The organism is Streptomyces lincolnensis, from assembly GCF_001685355.1.
In the GTDB taxonomy this organism is placed as follows: Bacteria; Actinomycetota; Actinomycetes; order Streptomycetales; family Streptomycetaceae; genus Streptomyces; species Streptomyces lincolnensis.
Map to the genome: position 1 here is coordinate 753,310 of NZ_CP016438.1, position 19,980 is coordinate 773,289.

Annotated in this window: 14 protein-coding genes; 5 read left to right on the top strand and 9 right to left on the bottom strand. The window is 69.9% G+C overall.

All coding sequences use genetic code 11. The annotated features are described in order from the left end of the window. Positions 1-46 precede the first annotated feature (46 nt). From SLINC_RS03495 to SLINC_RS03520, 6 genes are all read right to left on the bottom strand, one after another. A complete protein-coding gene (locus tag SLINC_RS03495; protein WP_067426491.1) occupies positions 47-1,387 on the bottom strand; it encodes an NtaA/DmoA family FMN-dependent monooxygenase in 1,341 nt (446 codons plus the stop codon). Between the two features lie 120 nt (positions 1,388-1,507). Beyond that, positions 1,508-2,209 (bottom strand): nitroreductase, encoded by a 702-nt coding sequence (locus SLINC_RS03500; RefSeq protein ID WP_067426494.1) that lies wholly within the window; start codon positions 2,207-2,209, stop codon positions 1,508-1,510. Positions 2,210-2,514: 305 nt separating this feature from the next. Further along, positions 2,515-3,204 (bottom strand): NADPH-dependent F420 reductase, encoded by a 690-nt coding sequence (locus SLINC_RS03505; protein WP_067426497.1) that lies wholly within the window; start codon positions 3,202-3,204, stop codon positions 2,515-2,517. Between the two features lie 103 nt (positions 3,205-3,307). Then, on the bottom strand, positions 3,308-3,901 hold the full coding sequence (locus SLINC_RS03510; protein WP_067426500.1) for a TetR/AcrR family transcriptional regulator: 594 nt from the start codon (positions 3,899-3,901) through the stop codon (positions 3,308-3,310). Positions 3,902-4,224: 323 nt separating this feature from the next. After that, positions 4,225-5,064 carry a helix-turn-helix transcriptional regulator gene (locus SLINC_RS03515; RefSeq protein WP_067426503.1) on the bottom strand — a complete coding sequence of 280 codons (840 nt, stop codon included), beginning with the start codon at positions 5,062-5,064 and terminating at the stop codon, positions 4,225-4,227. A 330-nt stretch (positions 5,065-5,394) separates the two neighbouring features. After that, positions 5,395-6,144 carry an SDR family oxidoreductase gene (locus SLINC_RS03520; protein ID WP_067426506.1) on the bottom strand — a complete coding sequence of 250 codons (750 nt, stop codon included), beginning with the start codon at positions 6,142-6,144 and terminating at the stop codon, positions 5,395-5,397. Positions 6,145-6,545: 401 nt separating this feature from the next. On the opposite strand from SLINC_RS03520, the gene SLINC_RS03525 reads away from it, so the two are divergent. From SLINC_RS03525 to SLINC_RS03540, 4 genes are all read left to right on the top strand, one after another. Next, entirely contained in the window at positions 6,546-7,802 is a 1,257-nt protein-coding gene (locus SLINC_RS03525; protein ID WP_067426510.1) for an MFS transporter, read from the top strand. Next, positions 7,799-8,767, top strand: coding sequence for an LLM class flavin-dependent oxidoreductase (locus SLINC_RS03530; RefSeq protein ID WP_067426513.1), 969 nt, complete (start codon positions 7,799-7,801; stop codon positions 8,765-8,767). The genes SLINC_RS03525 and SLINC_RS03530 overlap by 4 nt, the downstream gene beginning before the upstream one ends. 658 nt (positions 8,768-9,425) lie before the next feature. Then, positions 9,426-11,111: a ribonuclease J gene (locus SLINC_RS03535; protein WP_067426516.1), complete on the top strand. Its 1,686-nt coding sequence runs from the start codon at positions 9,426-9,428 to the stop codon at positions 11,109-11,111. Positions 11,112-11,195: 84 nt separating this feature from the next. Continuing rightward, positions 11,196-11,930 carry a polyamine aminopropyltransferase gene (locus SLINC_RS03540; RefSeq protein ID WP_067426519.1) on the top strand — a complete coding sequence of 245 codons (735 nt, stop codon included), beginning with the start codon at positions 11,196-11,198 and terminating at the stop codon, positions 11,928-11,930. On the opposite strand, the gene SLINC_RS03545 is transcribed toward SLINC_RS03540, so the two are convergent. Next, entirely contained in the window at positions 11,924-14,740 is a 2,817-nt protein-coding gene (locus tag SLINC_RS03545; protein ID WP_067426523.1) for a glycoside hydrolase family 2, read from the bottom strand. The two genes, SLINC_RS03540 and SLINC_RS03545, sit on opposite strands and share 7 nt — an antisense overlap. Positions 14,741-15,043: 303 nt before the next feature. Here SLINC_RS03545 and SLINC_RS03550 point away from each other — a divergent pair, with 303 nt between their 5' ends. Continuing rightward, a complete protein-coding gene (locus tag SLINC_RS03550; RefSeq protein WP_067426526.1) occupies positions 15,044-17,260 on the top strand; it encodes a sialidase family protein in 2,217 nt (738 codons plus the stop codon). A gap of 65 nt (positions 17,261-17,325) precedes the next feature. Here SLINC_RS03550 and SLINC_RS03555 read toward each other — a convergent pair whose 3' ends face one another. Further along, positions 17,326-18,282: an expansin EXLX1 family cellulose-binding protein gene (locus SLINC_RS03555; RefSeq protein ID WP_067444905.1), complete on the bottom strand. Its 957-nt coding sequence runs from the start codon at positions 18,280-18,282 to the stop codon at positions 17,326-17,328. Positions 18,283-18,610: 328 nt separating this feature from the next. Next, positions 18,611-19,924 carry an RICIN domain-containing protein gene (locus tag SLINC_RS03560; protein WP_067426531.1) on the bottom strand — a complete coding sequence of 438 codons (1,314 nt, stop codon included), beginning with the start codon at positions 19,922-19,924 and terminating at the stop codon, positions 18,611-18,613. Between the last annotated feature and the right edge of the window lie 56 nt (positions 19,925-19,980).

Consider the following 19,980-nt stretch of genomic DNA (forward strand, 5'->3'; position numbering starts at 1 on the left):
GCCGGGTCTCGTAGTCGCGCACCGGCTGAGGAGCTGCGTGGGGTGATCATGACCGGGCCGGCTTCGTGAGGCGTGGGTCGAGGCCGTACTGCTTGTGGGCGCCGAGGTTCTCGCGCAGGGTGGGGCCTTCGTAGTCGTCGTGGAACAGGCCGCGTTCCTGGAGGATGGGGACGACCTGGTCGACGAAGGTGTCGAAGCCGTCGTGGTAGCTGTCGACAGCGATCGAGAAGCCGTCGCAGGCTCCTGCCTCGAACCACTGCTGCATGTGGTCGGCCACGTCGGCGGCGGTGCCGGCGACCACCGGGTGGTAGTCGATGACGCCGTGGGCGAGCACGTCGCGCAGGGGCCAGCCTTCCCGGGCCACTTCGAGGGCGCGCGTGGAGCGCGGGTCGTGCGGGCTGGGTATGGCGTCGGCGAGTTGGTCCGCGGTCAGCGGCTCGTCGAGCCGGCCGGGGCCGAGCGAGAGGCCGATCATGGCGCCGAGGTAGCGGACGCGTTGGTCCAGGTCGACGACCTCGTCCAGGAAGCGGCGCCGCTGAAGGGCGGCCTGGCGGGAGGGGGCGATGGTCGGCATGAAGCCGGCGAGCATCTTCACCTCGTCCGGGTCGCGTCCGGCGCGCTTGGCGGCGTCCCGCAGGGCCTGGCGCTGAGCCCGGGCGTCCTCGATGGTGTACGGATTGGCGTAGACGCCGCTGGCGTGACGACCCGCGAGTTCCAGGCCGTAACTGCCGCCGCCTGCTTGGAAGATGACTGGCTGGCCCTGCTCGGACGGGGGGATGGGCAGCGGTCCGCGGGAGGCCACGTGCTTGCCTTGCAGGTTGACCGGCTGGATCTTGTCCATGTCGGCGAACCGCTTGCCGTCGACGTCGAGGAGCCAGGCGTCCTTCTCCCAGCTGCCCCACAGTGCCTGCACGATCTGGATGACCTCGTGGGCACGCTCGTACTTCTCCGCGCGCGGTGGGATCGTCGCGCCGAAGTTGGCCGCGGCGGCGGGGTCGGAGGTGGTCACCGCGTTCCAGCCGGCCCGGCCGTGGCTGATCACGTCCAGGGCCTTGAACTGGCGGGCGAGATTGTAGGGCTCGGTGAACGTGGTGGATGCGGTGGTGACCAGGCCGATCCGCTCGGTCTCACGCGCGAGGACGGTCAGGATCAGCAGCGGGTCGATCATGTGGTGCGGGGCATGGCGGTCGAGGTCGACGTCCAGGACCGGGGTGTCGGCGATGAACAGCAGCTGGATCTTGCCGCGCTCGGCGGCCTGCGCGTACCGCACGAACTGGTCCATGTCCGTGTAGCTGTTCAGGTTCGCACCCGGCAGCCGCCAGGCCCCGGGTGCGGCCCCGTATCCGCCGCTGAACTGCATGCCCAGTGTCATCTGTCGGCTTGTCATGGTTGCTCCTCGGACGAGGCGATGAGGACCGGAGAATGTCTCCGGTGCGGGCGCCTGGGCCCGGGCTGGTCGAGCAGCGGCCCGGGTCCAGGCGCCGGATGGTTCCTGCGGGCGGAGGAACTACGGCCTGTCGAGGACTCCCGGGGTGTCATGGACGACCACGCTCCGCTGGAGCGGAACCCTCTCCGTGCGGAGTGTGTTCACCGGTGCCGCCGGGTCGGCCATGCCGAAGGAGATGCCGAACAGCAGCTTGAGCTCCGCGGGGACACCCAGGAACTCGCGGACGGTGTCGGCGTAGACGCCGAGGATGGTCTGCGGGATGCCGGCCAGCCCTCGCGCCGCCAGTGAGAGCAGGAAGTTCTGCGCGTACATGCCGATGTCGCCGGCCGTCCGTACCCCGTCGCCGAGTGCCGGCATGAACAGGAAGGCGGCATGGGGAGCGCCGTAGAACTCCAGGTTCTCGCGGACCGCCTCCCTCCTGCCGTCCCGGTCCGAGCGCTCGACGCCCCGGACCCGGTAGACACTCGCGCCCAGGGCCTGTGACCGCTCGACGTAGACGCCCTCCTCGCCGTAGCCATCGGTGAAATCCGGGGAGGTCCGCCCCTCCTCCTCGGCCCGGAGCAGCTCCTTGGCCAGGGCGTCCCGAGCCGCACCCGAGACGACGTGAACTGTCCACGGCTGGGTGTTGCTGTTCGAGGGGGCGGTCTGTGCGTCTTCCAGCACGCCGCGGATGTCGGAAGGGGACAGGGCGGTGGGCAGGAACTGCCGGGGGGAGCGTCGGGAGCGTGCGATGTCGGTGAAGGCTGATGTGGTGCCGGGCAAGGCGGTTCCTCTCTATGGCTCTGCGGCTCTATGGCTCTATAGCTCTGTGGCGGGCACTCGCCGCCACGGCGGCCGCCGCGCAGCGCGGTACGGCAGGGCATGCAAGGAGGCGGCCGGCGTAAGGGATGGGCGCAGGATGCGCTCTGCGGGTGCCGGCAGGCTTGCGGATGCTCGCAGGCGGCGGCGTGCCGAGGCTGCGGGCTGCAGCGCGGGGACTGTGCGCTCTTCGCGTTCGTTGTGGGTGTGCGTGGTGTTCTGGCGCTGCCGTTCTCGTGGTGGAGTGCACGAGAGCCGGCTCGGGTGGCTCAGCGGTGGGCGGCGCGGTTCATCTCGACGATGTCGTCCAGGGTGGGGTTGGCGCCGAGGGCGGCGAAGCGTTGCGGGACGCTGTCGCGGATTGCCGCGTCCTTGGCGCGGTCGGCGGCGGCCAGGGCTGCGGGCAGCTCGTCGAGGGTCAGTTCGGTGCAGTAGGCGGGGCTGTTCGGCTGCTGGCGCCAGGAGTCGGCCAGGGTACCGGCGTCGTAGGGGTCGAAGCCGGTGTCGTCCACGAGTTGCATGGCCACACGCCGCGCTTCCACGGAGTCGGCGGCGACGGGGAGGGCGAGGCGGCCGGGAGTTCCGGCCGGAACACCCCGGGTCCGCTGGGTCTCGGCCAGGGCGGCGTTCCACGCCTTGACCACGGGGCGGCCCAGCTGTTCGGCGTTCCACACGCTGTCGACTGCGCCGTTGTCCACGGCCTCGATCTGCCCGTTGAGGTGCGGGTAGTAGTTCGCGGTGTCGATGACCACGGTCTTGGCGGGGACCAGGGCGAACAGGCCGGCGAGCTGGCCTGCCACTCCGAAGGGGGTGGCCAGGATGATGACGTCCCGGCCCTGGACGGCGTCGGTAGCCTCCGCCGCGCGGGCGTCGGCCACCTGGACGTCGTGACCGGCCGTGCTGAGTTTGGCGGCAAGGTTCCCGCCGATGGCACCGGCGCCTATGACAGTAACTTTCATGATTTGTTCCTCAGAAGGTTGTGCCGCCCCCAGGGCAGCACGATGTGATGGCTATGTGAGGCGCCCCCGGCGTTGCGAAGGTCGGGGCGGGGCGCCTGGCGGTTTACGCCTGGGTGTCCGGCCGGCGGTAGCCGCTGGCGATGAGGGTGCGGAGCCGGTCGAGTGATTCCTCCTCGGCGCCGTTGCCCTTGATCCAGGCAATCGAGCAGGCCGCGAGGAACAGGTCGTTGCCCCGCACCGACGCGCGCACCCGTCCCGCGAGCTGCGCGGCGCGCACGTACTGGTCGGTGGCGGTGATGAGGATGCCGCAGGGGATGGTGAGCGGGTTGTCCGGCTCCTGCGCCCGGGCCGCGGCCATGAGCGGGTCCGGCAGTCCGCTGAAGGCGCTGAAGTAGTCCTCCATCGCCCGCAGCCACTGCTCCAGTGCCTCGGCCGGGTCGCCGAGCCGCTCGATGTCCGCCTGGCGGGCCACCAGCTCCTCGGAGCGCGTCTGGAGCACGGCCGCCAGCAGCGCCTCCCGGGTGGGGAAGTGCCGGTACAGAGTGCCGGGCCCCACACCCGCCTCCTTCGCCACCGCCTCAAGAGAGGTACCGACCCCGTGTCGCAGGAAGTGACGCTGCGCGGTCTCCAGCAGGGCCGCGCGGTTGCGCTGGACGTCCGCGCGGGGCTTGCGTCCCCGCTGCTCGCCGGCGCTCATGCGCCCTCCTGCCTGCCGTGATCTGGCGGCCGCACAAAACGGATGCTGCCTCCGTACACAGTCGAGAGTAAAACGGAGGCAGCATCCGGTCAAGCTGGCTGCTCGATCACTGAGACGAAGCGCCTGGGCCGTGGCGCCGTCGAGTCCCGCCCGCGACCGCGGACATCACGACGGGCGGACCAAAGGCGTCGACGATGACATGGCCGCGTACACGCGATCCCTGGGGGCCGGCGGCATGCCCGCACTCGGACCGCCCAGACGTTCAGGGGCCCTTGTCCGGCCCCTCCCCCGCCGAGCCTTTGCCCGTCCCCCGGCCCAGAACGTCAGGAGGTGAGCTGCTGCTGCCCTACGACGGAGAGCAGTTCGAGTTTGCTGTGGCTCTCCGTGCCGGGACGAGTGGTCAGCACCACCAGCATCTGGGCCCGGTTCTCGGTGAGCAGCACCTGGGCGTCGACGTCGATGCGGCCGAACTCGGGATGGAGGATGGTCTTGCAGTCCTCGTAGCGTTGGGCGACCTCCTGAAGTTCCCACATCCGGACGAACTCGGGGCTGTGTTCCCGGAGTTCGGCGAGGATGCGGGCGGCTCGGGGGGTGTCGCTGCCGGCGGTGAGCGCGGCCCGCAGGCGTGCCGCCTGGGCGCGGCCGTGGCGTTCGCGGTTCTCCTCGGGAACCATCAGACGTTCAGCCGGGTCCATGAACCAGCGGTAGTAGCCGCTGCGGGCCAGACCGGTGTGGCGGGTCTGGTCACCGAGCAGCGCGACGGCCAACGGGTTCATCGCGAGGGTGTCGACCATGTCCGTCTGCACCAGGGCCGGGGAGTCGTCCAGGCGGTCCAGGACCCGCATCAGCGGCGGGCTGACATGTTCGGAGCGCTCAAAGCGGGCCGGGGCGTTGTGGCCGATGAGCACGAACAGATGGTCGCGTTCGTCCAGGGACAGCCGCAGCGCCCGGGCCAGAGCCGCGGTGATCTGGACCGAGGGCTGCGGAGCACGCTGCTGCTCCAGCCGCGCGTAGTAGTCGGTGGACATGCCGGCGAGCTGCGCGACCTCCTCGCGGCGCAGCCCCTGCGTGCGCCTGCGCGCCCCCTCGACCAGCCCGACGTCGCGGGGGCGCAACATCTCACGCCTGTGGCGCAGGAATGCCGCCAGTTCCTTCTTGTCCATGCCCCCATCCTCGCCGCCTCCCACCAGGCTATCCAGAGACCGCCGATCCCTGGCTGAGCCCTCCACTCGTCGCCCGCGCGAAGCCGCTCACACGGCCGACATGGGAAAATCGCCGACCGTCGGCGGTGCGCCACAGGCCGTCGGCCCGGAAGACAGCCTGTGGCGACGGTCGCCCGTCGACGAGGCCCAACGCCGTGGACCGGCCTCGGGTCTCGTCGTCCGGCCCGGCGATGTCCGTCGTGCCGACGGGCGCCCGCGTGCCCGTCCGCACTCAGGACGGAGCCGGTCGCCTCCCATCCGACGATCGAGACGAAGGCGCTTACAGCTCGGTCAGCTGCTGTTGATCATGGCGAGGACGTCGCCGTAGGAGCCGTTGGCCACCGCGTCGCGGAGGAACCCGGCGCGCTCGACGACAATCTCCTTCGCGTCGGGCTTCTCACGCAGCAGGCCGAGAGCCTCGGTGAGGAAGTCGTCCAACGGCATGGCGTTCTCGGCTTCCTGCTGGCCCATCAGGGTCGTGCGCACGCCCGGCGGGACCATCTCGATCACCTGGATGCCGGCGTCGGCACCGGCGAGCTGGATGCGCAGGCTCTCGGAGAAGGAGTGCAGCCCGGCCTTGGTCGCACCGTAGGTCGGAGCGATCGCGTACGGGACGTACGCCAGCGCGGAGGTGACGTTCATGACGACCGCGTCGTCCTTGCCCGCGATCAGGGGCAGGAAGGCGTACGTCATCCGGATCGTGCCGAGCAGGTTGACCGTGACGTGATCCTCGGCGACCGCGAGTTCGGCCGGGTCGAGGAGGTTCTCCGGCAGCATGATGCCGGCGTTGTTGACCAGGACGTTCAGCCCCGGGTGGCTCGCCGCCACGCTCTCGCGGGCCCGGGCGATCGAGTCGGGGTCCGCGACATCGAGGACGAGTGCGTCGATGCCCGGGTGCTCGGCCGTGATCTCGTCGAGGAGTTCCTTGCGCCGGCCGGCGACGACCACCTTGTTGCCGGCCTCGTGCAGACGCAGGGCCAGACCGAGGCCGATGCCCGAGGTTCCGCCGGTGATCAGAATCGTGTTGCCGGTCATCTTCATGAGGGTCCTGCTCTTTCGGTACGGCGGGCCGGTGAGCGCCCGCAGCCTCGACCGTAGGGGCGCCCGCGCAGGGGCGGCAGAGGAAGGTTTATCCATGGATCGGCGGTCTCTGCCTGGTGGAGGTGGTGCCTGGTCAGAGACGATCCGCGAGGTCCACACCCTCCGCGGGGCTCTACCTGGGCGCCGAGACCTGGTCCCTGGGCGAGCGCACAACTTGCCGTGAGCGGCACTCCAGGCACGCGTCACTCGGCCACTTGAGGTTCAAGGGGAAACGACAAATCCGTTTCCCCGGCGCCCCGGATGGCAGGTAGACAGGGACCGGCCGCGACCGGGCACCACGGACATGGCTGCACCCTGTCGGCCGTCCGAACCGTTCTTCAAGGACACAGTGGAGCTTCCCTTTGACAGACCGCGCCGTAGGCCGACGCCGTCAGGCTTTGTACCTCTTGTTCTTCCTGCCAGGCATCGCCCTGTCGTCCTGGGTCACGCGCACCCCGGATGTCCGCGATCAACTGGGCTTGTCCACCGGACAGATGGGACTGGTCCTGTTCGGTCTGTCCGTGGGTTCCATGATCGGCATTCTGTGTTCCGGACGTTTCGTGTCCCGGTTCGGCACCCGGCCGGTCATCGCGCTCGGCACTCTCCTGATCGTCGCGAGCACGGTCGTCATCGGTGTGGGCAGCGCCGTGCAGTCGGCACCCCTGGTCACCGCGGGACTGTGCCTGTTCGGCGCGGGCATGGGCGGCGGCGAGGTAGCGGTCAATGTGGACGGCGCCGACGTGGAGCGCATCACCGGGACCGTGGTGCTCCCCACGCTGCACGGCTGCTTCAGCCTGGGCACGGTCATCGGGGGTTCGGCCGGCATGGCGGCCACCGCCGCCGCGATCCCCGTCCCCTGGCACATGGCCGTGGTCGCCCTGGCAGCCACGGGGATGCTGGTCCACGCCCTGCGTTCCGTTCCCGGGGGTGTCGGCATCAGCGCCGCGCCGTCGGCACCGGGTCCCGGTGCGGCGCGACGGTCCGGGCCTCAGGTGTGGAAGGACCGGAAGCTGCTGCTGATCGGCGCCATCGTGCTGGCCATGGCGCTGGCCGAGGGCGCCGCCAACGACTGGCTGCCGCTGCTCATGGTCGACGGCCACGGCCTTGACGCCACGATGGGCTCGCTCGTCTTCGTGGGGTTCGCGGCGGCGATGACGCTGGGACGCTTCAGCGGCGGGTTCTTCCTCAGTCGTTTCGGGCGGGCCGCTGTCGTGCGCGCGAGCGCCGTCTCCGGAGCCGTCGGACTTCTCCTGGTCATCTTCTCCGACAACGCTGCCGTAGCGGCAACAGCCGTACTCTTCTGGGGACTTGGGGCCTCCCTCGGTTTCCCCGTGGCCCTGTCGGCGGCGGGCGACTCTGGCCCCGACCAGACCGCCCGCGTCTCACTGGTCGCCGTCATCGGCTACGTCGCCTTCCTCGTGGGGCCCCCGGCCCTGGGGTTCCTGGGCGACCACTACGGGCTGCGCTCGGCCATGGTGGTGGTTCTGGTGTTCGTCGCCTCCGCCATCCTCATCGCTCCCGCCGCCGACACCCGCAAGCGCACCGCCGCGGTGGACGGGGCCCAGCGCACGCAACCCAGCACAGATCCCGCAGGGCAACACCAAGGAGACCACTCATGAGCCCGCAGGATGCGTCCGGCACGATCGGCGTCCTCCTCCCCCGCGACATCCCCCACGCCGACCTCATCCCCTTCGCGCAGGAAGCGGACGACTACGGCTTCGGAGAACTGTGGGTCGTCGAGGACCTCGGCTACCGCGGAGGGCTCGTCCAGGCCGCCACTGTGCTGGCCCGCACCCGCCGCATCCGCGTCGGAGTCGGGCTGCTGCCCGCCGCCGCCCGCAACGTCGCCTTCGCCGCGATGGAAGCGGCCACGCTCGCCCAGCTCCACCCCGGCCGCCTCGACCTCGCGGTCGGACACGGCATGCCCGACTGGATGCGCAGCGCCGGAGCCTGGCCCGCCAGCCCTCTGACGCTGCTCGGCGAGTACATCCACACGCTCAAGACACTGCTGGCAGGCCGACCGGCCGACATGGACGGCCGTTACGTCCGGCTCGACGGACTGTGCCTGGACCCGTCGGTACTGCCCGAGCACGTCCCCGACATCTTCGCCGGAGTTCGCGGACCCAAGTCACTCGCCCTCTCCGGTGAAGTGGCCGACGGCACCCTGCTCGCCGAGCCGGTCTCACCCGAGTACGTCCGCCACGCCCTCACCAGCATCAACGCGCAGCGCCCGCACCGGATCGCCACCTACAACATCACCGTCGTCGACGACGACCCGCACGCCGCCCTCGCCACGGCACGGCCCGCCCTGGCGCCCCTGGGCGATCCCGACTGGGCACCCCACATCGTTCCCCTCGGCTTCCACGACGAACTCGCCGCGCTGCGCCGCACCAGCAAGAGCGCGCAGGAGTTCGCTCAGGCGATACCCGAGGAGTGGGCGCACCGGCTGGCCCTGACGGGCACGCCCGACCACGTCCGTGCCCGCATACAGGACCTCTTCACGTCAGGAGTCACCACCGCCGTCCTCAGTCCCGTCGGGCCCGACTATCGGTCCGCGCTCGCCGGCCTGGCCAAGGTCCTCTGACCTCTGCGGCAGATACGCCGACAGCGGTCCGCGGTCCGCGTTGAGCACGATGCAACAGGAGGTTTGCACGTCGCGTCACAGGTCTGGTGTGAGGGGCGGCGGGATGCTCACGCTGCTCGTCGGCCGGTGCCCACAGTGAAGATGGCCCGGCCGTGGTGTGGGCGCTCATGCCGCGCCCGGACCTGGTCCTCACCATGACGATGACGCCTACGTCGCGCTGCGTGCGGCCGCGCGGCGACGCGGTGATCGCTCCGTCGGTGACGCGGCGGCTGATCGACCGGTATGTGACGGGAGCCGCCGTCCCATGTCCATGACCCGACGGGGGTCCGCGTCGTCGCCGACGAGAGCGGACAGGTTCGTCCTGGCGGATGACCCTGTCGAGCGCTCGGGATGGTTTCACGATGACACAGCCGCTGCGCATCGACTCCACCGCCGTCGACTTCTTCACCGACACCTTGGCCCGCGTCCTCACCGAACTGGGCCACCAGGACGGAAGTGATCACCTCCGCTGACTGCCACCCCGGCGCGATCTCGGCCCACTCCCAGCACAGCGCGGACGCCGGTCGCGTCCTGCCGTACACCGAATGGACCAGCATCGAGGCGCATCGACCGGGCAGGCAGTGGATCACCTCGGCAGACCCACCGGTAACGTAGGGGTATGAGCCATCCACACCCAGAACTCAAAGCCGCCCCGCCACTGCCCGCCGGCGGACTGAGGGTGACCGCCCTGGGAGGCCTGGGCGAAATCGGCCGGAACATGACCGTCTTCGAGCATGCCGGCAAACTGCTGATCGTGGACTGCGGTGTGCTGTTCCCGGAGGAGAACCAGCCGGGCGTGGATGTGATCCTGCCCGACTTCACCTCGATCCGGGACCGCCTCGACGACATCCTGGGCATCGTGCTCACCCACGGCCACGAGGACCACATCGGGGCCGTGCCCTATCTGCTGCGGGAGCGCCGGGACATCCCCGTCGTCGGCTCCAAGCTGACCCTCGCCTTCCTGGAGGCCAAGCTCAAGGAGCACGGCATCAGGCCCCGCACGGTGCGCGTGCGCGAGGGCGACCGGCGCGGCTTCGGCCCCTTCGACTGCGAGTTCGTGGCGGTCAACCACTCCATCCCGGACAGCCTCGCCGTCGCGATCCGCACCGAGGCCGGGATGGTGCTGCACACCGGTGACTTCAAGATGGACCAGTTCCCGCTGGACGACCGCATCACCGATCTGCGTGCCTTCGCCCGTCTCGGCGAGGAGGGCGTGGACCTGTTCCTCACCGACTCCACCAACGCCGAGGTCCCCGGCTTCACCACCTCCGAACGCGAACTGAACCCCGCGATCGAACAGGTGATGCGCACCGCGCCAAGGCGGGTCATCGTCTCCAGCTTCGCCAGCCATGTGCACCGCATCCAGCAGGTCCTGGACGCCGCCCACCAGCACGGCCGCAAGGTGGCCTTCGTGGGCCGCTCCATGGTCCGCAACATGGGCATCGCCCGTGACCTGGGCTACCTCAAGGTTCCGTCCAACCTGATCGTGACCCCCAAGGAGCTGGAGAAGCTCCCCGACCACAAGATCACCCTGGTGTGCACCGGCTCCCAGGGCGAACCGATGGCCGCCCTGTCCCGGATGGCCAACCGCGACCACCAGATCCGCATCGGCAAGGGCGACACCGTCCTGCTCGCCAGTTCCCTCATCCCCGGCAACGAGAACGCCATCTACCGGGTGATCAACGGTCTGACCCGGTGGGGCGCCAACGTCGTGCACAAGGGCAACGCCAAGGTGCACGTCTCCGGCCACGCCAGCGCCGGCGAACTCGTCTACTGCTACAACATCGTCCGCCCCCGCAACGTCATGCCCGTCCACGGCGAGTTCCGTCACCTGCGGGCCAACGCCGACCTCGCCATCCGTACCGGCGTCGACCCCGACCGGGTCGTCATCGCCGAGGACGGTGTCGTCGTCGACCTCGTCGACGGCCGCGCCTCCATCGTCGGCAAGGTGCCCGCGGGCAACGTCTACGTGGACGGCATGGAAGTCGGCGGCGCCACCGAAGCGTCCCTCAAGGACCGCGTCACCCTTGCCCAGGAGGGCGTCATCACGGTCGTCGCCATCGTCGACGCCGACACCGGCGCCCTGGCCGAGGCCCCCGACTTCCTGGCCCGCGGCTTCGTCCACGACGAGGCCACCTTCGAGCCGGTGATCCCCGTCATCGAGAAGACGCTGGCCACCGCCGCCCAGGAAAGCGTCGGCGACGCCCACCAGCTCGAACAGCTCATCGCCCGTGCCGTGGGCAACTGGGCGTTCCGCACCCACCGCCGCAGGCCGCTGATCATCCCGGTCGTCATCGACGCCTGACCGGGCCCCCGGCGCCTCCGCTTCCACGCCGGCAGCAGCGGCGGCACTCATGCATCCAGGAACGAACGTCAGAAGGGGCAGCGGATGAGCCTGCGCTTCGAGGAGATCGACTGGCAGCCGACACCGATGGGCGAGATCAGTCTGCGCCGGCGCCGTCACCCGGGCTCGGGCGAGGATGTGTACGAGGTGAAGCTCGGCGACGAGTTCCTGATGTCGAGCCTCTTCACCGCCGGCGAGATCGCGCTCACGGAACTCGGACTGGCGAAGCTGCCGGACACCGAACTGGACGTCGCCGTCGGCGGACTCGGACTCGGCTACACCGCCCAGGCGGCGCTGGACGACCCCCGAGTCCGCTCGCTGACGGTGATCGACGCTCTCGCCGAAGTCATCGACTGGCACCAGCGGCACCTGGTGCCCCTCGGAGCGCGGCTGACGTCGGACGCCCGCTGCCGCCTGGTGCACGGCGACTTCTTCGCGCTGGCCGCCGACCCCGGCGGCCTGGACCCGGAGCATCCCGGCCGCCGCTTCCACGCCGTCCTGCTGGACGTCGACCACTCACCGCGCCATGTCCTGCATCCCCGGCATGCGGCGCTCTACGAGCCTGCCGGGCTCCGTGCCCTCGCCGAACACCTCCACCCCGGCGGGGTGTTCGCCCTGTGGTCGAACGACCCGCCTGACGAGGAGTTCACCTCCGCGCTCAGGGAGGTCTTCGCACAGGCAGCGGCCCATGTCGTCGACTTCGACAACCCTTTGCAGGGCGGCACCTCGGCCAACACCGTCTACCTGGCCGTAGTGCACAACAGTGACGCGCGCTACTGAGAGAACGAGAAGTACAGGGTTCGACCGTAGTCGCCCGTCGCCGTGGTGGGGCCGCCGCTGGGGCCGAGCGCGGCCGGCGCGTCGAACTTGGTGCCGATCGCGGGGATGGCGTCGAGGAACGACAGGTCTCCCTTCGGGAAGGGCGGCGCGGTATGGCGGGGGTCGGGTCCGAACCGGGGGGTGAAGAGGCGGAGATAGAGGTCCTCGTCCTCGCAGGCCACGGTGAGACGTCCGGCGGTGGTGTGCAGGGACGCCCAGCGGACGCCCGCGTGGTAGCCCTTGAACTCCGGGTACACCCAGCCGTCGGCACCGGTCGCGGTGTCGTTGTACTGCTTCGTCCAGACGTCCGTCGCGACGCCGCGCAGCCGGTTCTTCCATACCCTGTGCGGTCCGTGGCCGAGCCACGTCACGCCGGTCACCTGCGATTCGGGATGGTCGAAGCCGACACCGAAGAGGTCGTGCTCGCCGGTGAGGTGGTAGCGGTAGTCCAACTGAAGCAGACCGCTGGGGTGCAGACTCCACCGGACGTGGCGCAGGACGCCGGAGTACTCGGCCCGCACCGTGTAGCTGCTGCCGTCGGGCCCGTGCGTCAGGCGGACGAGGTCGGCCGTTCCGGTGGTGGGCAGCGGGCCGCGGGACAGCGCGAAGTCCCGCTCTCGGTGGGTGACGCCGGCGAGCATGCCCGTCGTGGCGTCGAGGGTGACCGTGGTGTGGCGGGATGTCAGGGTGAGCCTGTCGTCCGTGAGCCGGCCGCGTACGGCTGGGCCCGGGCCCAGCCGTACCAGCCGTCGGGCCTGGTCGGCGGCGGACGCGATGGTCCATGTCCAGTGGTGGATCTCGCGGCCGTCGGCATCGGTGACGGTGAGCGCCAGGGCGTCGGCGCGTCGCCAGCCGGACGGCAGGGGCAGGCGCAGCACTCCTTGCGCGCCGGGCTCGATGTCCGGGGCGGCGGCGGTGCCTTGGGCGCGCACCGTGTGGCCGTCCCGCCGCTGCGACGGGGTGCGGAAGTCCAGGAGCCGCCAAGTGAACCGGCAGGTGCGGGTGTTGGTGAAGGCGTAGTGGTTGGTGAGGCTGATCCGCCCGTCGAAGTCGTCCGGCAGGGCGGAGGTGAACCGCTCCGGCTCGGCGAGTTGTACGGGAGACCAGATGTCCTTGATCGTGTAGAAGCTGGCCTCCTTCTCGCGGAAGGGGCCGAGGATGCCGTCGGGTGCGGCGTTGCCCGCCACGTCGATGGCGCCGCCGAGGTCGTCTCGCACGATGCCCTCGTCGATCAGTGACCACAGGAAGCCTCCGGCACTGAGCCGTTCACGGCCCATCAGCTTCCAGTAGTCGTCGAGTCCCGCGCCGGCGCCGCCGTCGTAGAGGCCGTGGAGGAACTCGGTGGGCATGAAGACGTCGTCGCGTTCCTGGAGGATGCGGCGCGTGCTGTCGTACGTCTCGTAGTGGTCGGTGTTGATGTCTCCGAAGGTGGCCCAGGGGTGGAGTACGGCGCGCTGCTGGGGGTCGTGGCGGGCGTAGTCGTCGTCGAGGGCGGTGTTCCAGCCGCCTTCGTTGCCGTTGCACCAGAACAGGATCGACGGGTGGTTGACGTCACGGGTGACGAGGGAGGCGACGAGGGGCTTGCCTGCCGCTTCGTCGTATGACTTCTGCCAGCCGGCCAGTTCGTCGAGGACGTAGAGCCCGAGTTCGTCGGCGAGGTCGAGGAAGTGCGTGTCCGGCGGGTAGTGGGACATCCGGACCGCGTTCATGTTCATCTCCTGCATCAGGAGGATGTCCTTGCGGCTGATGCGTGCGCTGGTCGCCCGGCCGGACGTGGGCCAGATGGTGTGCCGGTTGGCTCCCTTGAGGAGGATCTTGACGCCGTTGACGTACACGCCGTCGCCGGGGCGCACTTCGACAGTGCGAAAGCCGAATCTCTCGTCGACGCGGTGGACGGTGCGGCGGTCGCCGGCGCGGAGCGCGACCTCGACGCGGTAGAGGTGCGGGGTCTCCGCCGTCCACTGCCGGGGGGAGTCGACGGTGGTCCTGAGTGTCACCGTCGTGTCGCCGGGGGCGACGGCCGCGGTGAACGGGGCGCCGACCGGGCGCCCGGAGAGGTCGGTTACCCGGGCTACGAGGCGGTCGGCGGAACCGGTGCCCGACAGATGGGCGTCGATCCGCAGTGTGCCGTCGGCTCGGGCGTCGACGGCGATGCGTTCGATGTGCTGGAGCGGGAATGCCTCCAGATGGACGGGGCGGTAGATGCCGCCGAAGTTCCAGTAGTCCCCCAGGCGTTCGGCCCGGTTGACGGAGTCGTCGGCGGATTCCTTGCTGACCGTCACCTCCAGGAGGTTGTCCCGCCCCGGACGCAGCTTTCCGGTCACCTCATGACGGAACCGGTAGAAGCCGCCGCGGTGAACCGGCCCGGCCGGCTCACCGTTGATCCATGCCTCGGTGTCGGTCATCGCCCCTTCGAACACCAGGAAGACGCGCCTGTCATGCCAGTGGGCGGGGGGCGTGAAGGTGCGCCGGTAGCGGCCCTTTTCCTCCGGGACCAGATTCCACCCGTAGTTGTACGTGCCGTATCCGTGGAACTCCCAGTTGGACGGAACCGGGATGCTGCCCCAACTGCCGCTGTGCCGCCCGCTCGTGCACAGAAAGTCCCAGTCGACCGGGTGGTCGGCGTCCACTCCGGACAGATACAGGCGCTCGGTGCGCGTGGAGGCGTCCGTTCCGTCAGCCGTCCCGGCGGCCTGGGCCGAGCCCGCGGAAAGGCCTCCGGCGGCGCCTGCGGCGCCGAGGATCAGAACGCCGCGACGTGACATTTGCATGACATCTCCAGCCTGACAAGAACCATCGAGGGGGGAACGGGCGGCACGGGATTGTCGAAGCGCTTCCGCGCACAACACCGCAGATCAGAGCACACCCGTAGGAGCGACGATGACATTAGGAGTCGAATGAATCGAATACAAGAGGGCGGTAGCCCGCACAAAACTCCCCTCCCCTCGGCACCGCCAGACATTTAATTACAAACCGGACATGCACAATGACCCGCAGTGATCACGCCTGCGGATCAGTCACTGATCCGCAGGCGTGATCGCCCTCACCCCCAGCACCACAGATTGAGGTAGGTCATGCCTTCGTCCGATCCGAGTCGGCGTACCGTTCTCGCCGGGACCGCGGCCGCCGCCGCGCTCACCGGCCTCCCGTCTCTCCAGAGCCGCGCCCTGGCCGGGGAATCCGCGGTCGGAGCGGCATCCGCTGCGTCGCCCTACAACTGGCGCAACGTGGTCATCGGCGGCACCGGGTTCGTCACCGGAGTGGTGTTCCATCCCGCCGTACGAGGCCTCGCCTACGCCCGTACCGACATGGGCGGCGCCTACCGCTGGGACGACGGCGCGGCCCGCTGGATCCCGCTGCTGGACTGGATCAGCCAGGACGACCAGAACCTCCTCGGTGTCGAATCCCTGGCCATCGACCCGGCTCGGCCGGACCGCGTCTACCTCGCCCTCGGCAGCTACACCCAGTCATGGGCGGGCAACGGCGCCTTCCTCCGCTCCGACGACCGCGGGGCCACCTGGACCCGCACCGACCTCAGCGTGAAGCTCGGCTCCAACGAGGACGGCCGGGGCACGGGCGAGCGCCTCCTTCTGGACCCGCGCAACAGTGACACGTTGTGGCTGGGCACCCGGCACGACGGCCTCCTCAAGTCGACGGACCGGGGCGCCACCTGGGCCGCCGCGACGGGCTTCCCGCCCGCCCCCAGCGCCTCCGGCCAGGGCGTCACCGTCCTCGTCTCCGCCGGGCGCACCCTGTTCGCCGGCTGGGGTGACGGCGACGGCTCCGCGACCGCGACCACCCTGTACCGCACCACCGACGGCAGCACCTGGGCACCCGTCCCGGGGCAACCGACGGGTCCGGCGGCCAAGATGCCCATGCGGGCCGCCTACGACGCTCGCGCCGACGAACTGTACGTGACGTACGCCGACGCCCCGGGCCCCAACGGCCAGTCCAACGGCAGCGTGCACAAACTGGCCGTAGGCAGCGGCACGTGGACCGATGTCACCCCGGTGAAGCCCAGCGGCTCCGACGGCTTCGGATACGGCGGGGCCTCCGTCGACGCCCAGCGCACCGGCACCGTCGTCGTCACCACCAACAACCGCTGGTCCTCGGGCGACACCCTGTTCCGCACCACCGACGGGGGCCGCAGCTGGACCTCCCTCAAGGACTCGGCGACCATCGACGTGTCGGAGACCCCCTTCCTCAAGTGGGGCAAGGACGCACCGACGTTCGGCTGGTGGATCCAGATGGCCGCCATCGACCCGTTCGACTCCGAGCACATCGTCTACGGCACCGGCGCCACCCTCTACGGCACCCTCGACCTGAAGAAGTGGGCACCGCAGATCCGTGGTCTGGAGGAGACGTCGGTGCTCTTCCTGATCTCGCCCCCGACCGGCCAGGCACACCTGCTCAGCGGCTCACGGGACATCGGCACGCTGTACCACGACCAGCTCACCGCGTCTCCGGCCGACGGTCTGGCGACCAACCCCCTCTTCGTCACCGCGGCAGGCCTCGCGCAGGCCGCGAACAAGCCGTCCTACGTGGTCCGCACGGGTCTGGGGGACAACGGCAACGGCGCCTACTCGAACGACGGCGGGCAGACCTGGACCCCCTTCAGGTCCCAGCCCTCCGTCGCCAAGGAAGCACCGGGGCCGATCGCCACCACTGCCGACGGCAGCGCGCTGGTGTGGTCCTTCGTGCACTCGGACAGCACCAAGGCGCCGGCCTACCGCTCCGTTGACAACGGCACGACCTGGACGGAGATCTCCTCCTTCCCCAAGGGCGCCAGGCCGGTCGCCGACCCGGTCGACCCGAACGTCTTCTACGCCTACGACACCGACAAGGGAACGCTGTACGCGAGCACCGACGGTGGCCTGACCTTCGCGGCCCGGGCCACGGGGCTGCCCTCGGGTGACAGCGGGTTCAAGCTCGCCGCGGCACCGCATCGCCCCGGCGACCTGTGGCTGAGCGCCAAGACGAGCGGACTTCGCTACTCCAACGACGGCGGCAGGAACTTCACGACCGTCACCAGTTGCCAGGCCTCCTTCACCCTCGGCTTCGGCCGGGCCGCCGACGGCGCCCGCGGCCCGGCGATCTACCACGTCGCCACCGTCTCCGGCGCCACTGGCGTCTACCGCTCCGACGACGGCGCGAAGACCTGGCTGCGCATCAACGACGACCAGCGCCAGTGGGGCTGGCTCGGTGAGGCCATCACCGGGGACCCCAGGGTCTACGGCCATGTGTACCTGGCCACCAACGGCCGTGGTATCCAGTTCGGGCAACCGGCCTGACACACCGACACCGGGCCTCTCCGAGCGTTCCGTTCGGCGAGGCCCGGTGCCGGCGGGCGGTGGGGTCAGTGCCGGGCGAACTGGACCCCTGTCGACTGCACGACATCCGGCCGCAAGCCCACGCCGTTGATGGTCAGTTGTTCCCCGTAGATGTCGGTGAGCCTGATCGCCTTGCCGCATCCGCTGCCGTCGGGAGAAAGGAAGTAGTTGTAGTCGGTGCGGGTCAGTTGGCGCCAGCCGCCGCCGGTGCTGACCTCCAGCCGGGCGAGCGGGTTGCGGTGCCCGATGGCCTGAACACCGCACCAGTAGGGACTGGACCCAATCTTGTAGCGGATAGAGATCGTGCCCGCCGAACTGGGGCTCACCAGGCTCCAGGTGATGGCGATCCGGCCGGTCGAGACAGGGGCCAGTTTGGCGAAGGCCTGTTCGCTGAGGTCGAGTTGCCCCGGCGCACAGGGCAGAGGGCATTCGTTGCTGATCCGGACCGTGACGGAGTTGCCGTTCGCCGCACGAACGAGTACGTACGCCCCGCAGGCCTTGGACGTCTCGTAGTCGGTGGTGTTCATCGCCGCGACCATCATGTCGGCGCTCGGACCGTACGAGCAGGCGCCGTCCCCGTCCCCGGCCTGGTAGACGGTGGCGACTCCCGGGTAGGTGACCTTGCCCCGGATCCGTCCGGTCAAGGACGACGTGGTGGACGTCTTCCTCGGTGACGCTGATGACGGCGTCCCCGACGGGGACGCGGAGGCCTTCGACTTCTTGACCCCGGCCGTCGGGGACGCGGAGACCTTGGACGGGGAAGGTGTGGGGGACTTCTTCTCCTCGGGCGACGCCGGCGGGTCGGTCTCCTGGGAGTTGGCGACGGCCGTGGCCGGAGCCCGCCCGGCATCCTCCTCGCGGTCCGGCTGCATCACGATGGCCAGGCAGACGAGAAGACCTCCGACGACCAGCCCCGTGGTCGTACCCACCATCAGCCGGCGTCTGCGCCTGCGCTGCCGCGCGGCCTGGCGTGTTTCTTGCATGTCCATCCGTTCGGAGAGCGTGTCGCTTGCGCTATCCAGTGGCCACGGATGGCAAAAAGGTTGCCGCCGATTTTTCGATCGGTTTTCGGTCGTGCGGGCCGGACCTGGGGCGCTCCCTCGGGTCCTGGGACAAGGGTGTCGCGGACGTCGGCCGGCCGGGCCGGCTCGCACACGGGCAGGTGCGCCGTCATCGCCTTCTCGGCCGCGCGGGCGGCGGCGAGGTCGGATCGTGGAAGGGCCCCGTCCCATACGGTCGAGAAGGGTTGTCGGCGCCCTGTCGGAGCACCGCCCGCCCCGTTACCCGAGCGGTGCCCCAGCAGGTCTCGGGTCAGACGCGGCGGCGGGTGAAGCGCTGGTTGGGGTTGCCTGCGTAGGTCCACTGGGAGATGCGGGCACCTTCCGCGGTCGAGTGCTCCCACACGTCCAAGGCCAGGCCGGACTCCCGGTTGACGAGGCTGATCACGTCACCGCCGTGGTCGACCACGCGCCATTGCTGGCCGGTGGCGCCGCTGTCGGCCTGCTGGACGACGTCCGCGCCGGTTGCGGTGCCCGTGGGCTGGAGGAACAGGCCGCTGTGCCGGGCCTTGAGCCGGACGTGTCCGTCGCCGACGTCCACGAATTCGAACTGCTGGTTGGAGCGGCTGTTGGCGGTCCACTGGACGAGCCGGGCGCCGGCAGCGGTGGAGGCCTCGTGGATGTCGGCGGCCCTACCGCTGTGCTGAGCCACCAGAGTGTAGGCGGCCGGGCCGCCGGGAGTGTTGCCCAGCTGGGCTTCCCACCTGGTATTCGACCCGGCCGCGTCGGCGGGAAGGCGGTCCCGTGCGGCGGTGTCGCCGTACATCGTCCAGCGGGCCCAGTCGACGACGGTCCTCGGGAAGCGCTGGTCGCTCCAGAAGCTGGTGTGGCTGCCGCCGACGAAGGTGAGGAACGCCTTGGGCCAGGCCATCTCCGAGTACGCCTGCCGGGCCGAGGAGTACTGCGTGGTCGAGTCCCGGTCGCCGTGCACGAACAGGACCTTGGCCGAGACCGAGCTGGACGGGTTGCCCATGTCCACGCAGGACTGGGGGTTGGCGGAGATGATCCGGCTGTCGGGCCAGGAGGTCAGCAGACCGTGGGTCACCATGCCACCCAGGGAGTGGCCCGAGACGCCGACACCGATGCCGGTGTTGATGTGCCCGGCCAGCGGTCCGCTCGCGTTGAGCGCCAGGGTGTTGGTGAGGATCTGCGAGACGTCCTTGGAGGTGTTGCCGTTGTTGACGTCGGTGAAGTTGTGGTTGAAGTGGGGAGCGGGGACGACGAAGCCCGCCGAAGCCAGGGCCCGGATGATGAACAGGGAGTTCTGCGGGCTGCTTCCGTAGCCGTGGGTCATGTTGTAGACGGGGAAGACCCCGCCTGCGACCGGGGCGTCCGTCACCGGGCTGCCGCCGGCGGTGCCGGTGGCCGGGTAGTAGACGTAGGTGGTGCACGGGCGGCTGCCGCGGGTCCAGTTGTACCGGCGCACACCGACCGCGAACGGCGTGGTCGGTGCCGTGTCCATCGGTCCGGCGGCGGCCGGCACCTGCCCGGTACCGAGCAGGGACAGACCCACGCCCGCCACTCCTGCCGCGCTCATACCGAGGAACGTCCGTCGCTGCATGGTCATGAATGACTCCTTGGGTACAGGGATGGGTGGAGCGTTTGGCGTTCGGGTGGGCCCGT